General features: G+C 45.3%; 4 protein-coding genes. 3 read left to right on the top strand and 1 reads right to left on the bottom strand.

Annotated elements, in window-relative coordinates; all coding sequences use genetic code 11:
• The coding region (locus B4J23_RS14180) for a site-specific tyrosine recombinase XerD (protein WP_291361522.1) at window positions 1–821 on the bottom strand (821 nt) is incomplete at its 3' end.
• A 175-nt stretch (window positions 822–996) separates the two neighbouring features.
• Between B4J23_RS14180 and B4J23_RS14175 the strand changes: the two genes are divergently transcribed.
• The 3 genes from B4J23_RS14175 to B4J23_RS14165 are packed head-to-tail and all read left to right on the top strand — an operon-like array spanning window position 997 to window position 3,419.
• Entirely contained in the window at window positions 997–1,257 is a 261-nt protein-coding gene (locus B4J23_RS14175) for a FeoA family protein (protein ID WP_004787267.1), read from the top strand.
• Window positions 1,254–3,110, top strand: a complete 1,857-nt coding sequence (feoB, locus tag B4J23_RS14170; RefSeq protein ID WP_180003813.1) for a ferrous iron transporter B — start codon at window positions 1,254–1,256, stop codon at window positions 3,108–3,110. The genes B4J23_RS14175 and feoB overlap by 4 nt, the downstream gene beginning before the upstream one ends.
• A 57-nt stretch (window positions 3,111–3,167) precedes the next feature.
• A complete protein-coding gene (locus B4J23_RS14165; RefSeq protein WP_034703404.1) occupies window positions 3,168–3,419 on the top strand; it encodes a DUF6587 family protein in 252 nt (83 codons plus the stop codon).
• Window positions 3,420–3,637: the final 218 nt, after the last annotated feature.

The following is a 3,637-nucleotide window of genomic DNA, read 5'->3' as shown; positions in this document are numbered from 1 at the left end:
AACATTTGTACTACCCGTAAGTCAGCGCCATGATTAAGTAAATGCGTGGCGAAGGCATGACGCAAAGTATGTGGAGACAGTTCAGTCTGAATTCCGGCTTGTAGTGCATAGCGTTTAATGGCATACCAGAAATTCTGCCGGCTCATGATGCCGCCATGCTGGGTGAGGAACAGATAATCAGTCGCTGTCTTATACAATTGCGGGCGTGCTTCCTGCAGGTATTTTTCCACCCATTCACAGGCCATCTGTCCCATCGGCACTAGACGTTCTTTATTGCCTTTACCGACAATACGCAAATAGCCCTGTTTTAAATTAATCAGATCCAGACGCAGATAAATCAGTTCCGTCACCCGTAAACCGCACGCATAAAGCACTTCAAACATGGCACGATCACGTAAACCAAGGGCAGTATTAATATCAGGTGCATGAATCAGCGCTTCGACATCAGCTTCAGACAGGTCTTTCGGCAGGGCACGGCCCAGTTTTGGTGTTTTATGGGCAGCGACCGGATTGTCACTCCGCAGTTTTTGTTCCCGCAGGAATTTATAAAAAGAACGTAAGGCGGACAAACATCGTGCAATTGAACGTGGACTTTTTTGCTGTTTGGTTAGTTCAATCAGCACATCGGAAATATCATCATGGTTCCATTCTGGTAAAGGTTTAACCAGACATTCAGCACACTGGATCAGATCAGACAAATAGGCATTTCGGGTATGAGGGCTCACTGTCTGGGCAATCAGATAATCACGAAAACCCTGTAAGTAACTGAAAGCTTCAGGAATCTGAACTGGACTAGGAATGCGAGGTTTTTTATTCAGCATGATGTTTAATGAAGATAATTTTAAAAGCGAGAAGCCTGATTGCTCATCTCCACTCTAGTTTAATTTTACGAACATGTCGATGTGCTATACAACCAAGAAGAAATGTAATTAATACTTATTTGTTAATTATTCTCATTTGTTTGTATACTGTACAAAAGTCTTAGGAATTTTCACGGTGCGTTTGTCTGATTTGAAAGCAAAACAAACTGCCATCATTCGAAAAGTTAATCGAACTACTGATGGTAAAGGCGCTTCCCACGATGTTGTGGCCAGTCGCTTGGAAACTTTAGGTTTTGTACCAGGGACTCAGGTACAAGTCATTACCAAAGGTATTTTTGGTGGGGATCCGATTCTTATTCAGGTGGGGTTTACGCGTTTTGCTTTACGAAAATCGGAAGCGGCCAAGATTGAAATTGAACAGGGAGCGGCGGCATGAGTGATACCTTACGTATTGCCCTTGTCGGTAACCCAAACTGCGGTAAAACTTCTTTATTCAACCATTTAACCGGATCTCGTCAAAAGGTCGGCAACTATGCCGGGGTTACGGTTGAACGTAAAGTCGGGAATTTTACACTTCCTTCAGGCAAACCGGTACGCGTACTGGATCTGCCAGGAACTTATAGTCTGGATGCGACCAGCCCGGACGAAGAAATTACCCGTAATGTGGTTCAGGGTAAAATTGCAGAAGAAGGCCAGCAGGATACTTTCCTGTGCGTTGTAGATGCAACCAACCTAAAACTGCATCTGGGACTGGTACTGGAAATGATTCAGCTAGGTCGTCCAATGCTGGTGGTGCTAAACATGATGGATGAAGCACGCCGTCGCGGGATGCAGATTAATACCCAGAAACTGTCTGAACGTCTGGGTGTACCTGTGGTTGAAACGGTAGCTGTGCGTACTTCAGGCATTGAAAACCTGAAAAATGCACTGGATAAAAACAAGTTTTCTGCTCCGCAAACTGAACTCAGCGGTTTGAGTGGCGATCACCATCATCAGATTACCAGCATTCTGAAAGATGTGGTGAATTATGCCGATCAGGAAGATAAACGTACTGATTTTCTGGACAAGATATTCCTGCATCCGGTATTGGGCCTGCTTAGCCTAGCCATCATGATGTTTGTGGTGTTTCAGGCGGTCTTTGCTTGGGCTGCGCCATTCATGGATGGGATTGAAACTTTCTTCGGCTGGTTGGGCGAGTACATGGGTGGACTGATCGCTCATCCTTTATTAAACAGCTTGGTGGTTGACGGGATTATTGCCGGCGCGGGTGGGGTAGTGGTCTTTCTGCCGCAGATTCTGATTCTGTTCTTCTTTATTCTGGTACTAGAAGAGTCCGGCTATTTACCACGTGCCGCCTTCCTGCTGGATAAATTGATGTTTAAGGCAGGTCTTTCGGGCCGAGCCTTTATTCCATTATTGTCCAGCTTTGCCTGTGCCGTACCGGGAATTATGGCTTCAAGAACGATTAGTGACCCACGTGACCGTCTGACCACGATTTTTGTGGCGCCACTGATGACCTGTTCGGCACGTCTGCCAGTATATGCTTTGCTGATTGCAGCCTTCATTCCTGAGCAAACCGTGTGGGGCTTCATGAATCTGCAAGGTTTGGTGTTATTTGGTCTGTATATGGCCGGTATTCTAAGTGCACTGATTGTTTCCTTTATCCTGAAATTTTTCCATAAGGACAAGTCACAGCATATGCTGTTGATGGAGCTGCCAAGTTACCGTTTCCCGGATGTGAAAAACGTCTGGATTGGCCTACTGGATCGCGGCAAAATTTTCTTGAAGCGTGTCGGCGGCATCATCTTTGCATTATCTATTCTGCTATGGTTCCTGTGTACGTTCCCGCAGCCACCAGAAGGTGCAACTTTACCGGATATCGATTATTCCTTTGCCGGGATGCTGGGCCATGTGATGCAACCTATTTTTGCACCATTGGGCTTTAACTGGCAGATCTGTATTGCACTGATTCCGGCGATGGCAGCGCGTGAAGTTGTCGTGGCAGCACTAGGTACGGTTTATGCCTTGTCTGCAGTCGATGAAGATGCCATGTCTGAGGGTCTGGCGGCACTGATTAGTGGCGGCGGTGATTTGGGCTGGTCGATCGCGACCGGCTTGTCTCTACTGGTATGGTTTATTTATGCACCACATTGTCTGGCGACCTTAGCCACTGTGAAGCGTGAAACCGGTTCATGGAAAACGGTCAGCTTTATGACCTTCTACCTGTTTGGTTTGGCATATTTCATGTCATTCCTGACTTATCAAATTGCATCACATTATTTGGGTTAAACTGGCTGAAGGGAAACCTTGGCTAGATCTGACTGATCATGTGAATGGGAGATTGAGATGATTGAAATTCTGATTGTAGCGGTACTGGTTGTCTGGAGTGCGCTCGTGGTATTTAAAAAGGTATTTCCGAATACCTCACGCTCAGTCTTCCAGAAGCTGTCTGATACCTGTGCAGCCAAAGGCTGGCATACGCTGGCGAAATGGTTAAAACCGGCTATGGCCAGTGGCTGTGGTGGTAACTGTGCCTGTCCGGCATCGGAACAAAGCTCAAGTACAAAACCTAAAGCTCAGGCAGTGAAATGGAAGTAAACTTCATTCTGTTTAAGAATAAAAACTGAGCATGCAAATGAGTAGGGAGCTTAGAAATAAGCTCCTTAATTTTTTATTTTTTAAAAACTTATTAATTTATCTAGGTGAAAAGAATCCACTATTTTTCTATATTATGAATGGAAGCGTTATCTGATTTTCCTTTCAAGTTATGGATAGCATAGTCTTAACTTTTATTCCCATGATGAGATCGGAAGAGC

Source organism: Acinetobacter sp. UBA3025, assembly GCF_002367915.1.
In the GTDB taxonomy this organism is placed as follows: Bacteria; Pseudomonadota; Gammaproteobacteria; order Pseudomonadales; family Moraxellaceae; genus Acinetobacter.
Note: the sequence above shows the minus strand (reverse complement) of the source record. Positions and strands in the feature narration are given on the sequence as shown.

What these genes read in the sequence shown, in the direction of transcription:
- feoB (WP_180003813.1), top strand. Translation starts at nt 1,254, where the DNA reads ATGAGTGATACCTTACGTATTGCCCTTGTCGGTAACCCAAACTGCGGT.
- B4J23_RS14165 (WP_034703404.1), top strand. Translation starts at nt 3,168, where the DNA reads ATGATTGAAATTCTGATTGTAGCGGTACTGGTTGTCTGGAGTGCGCTC.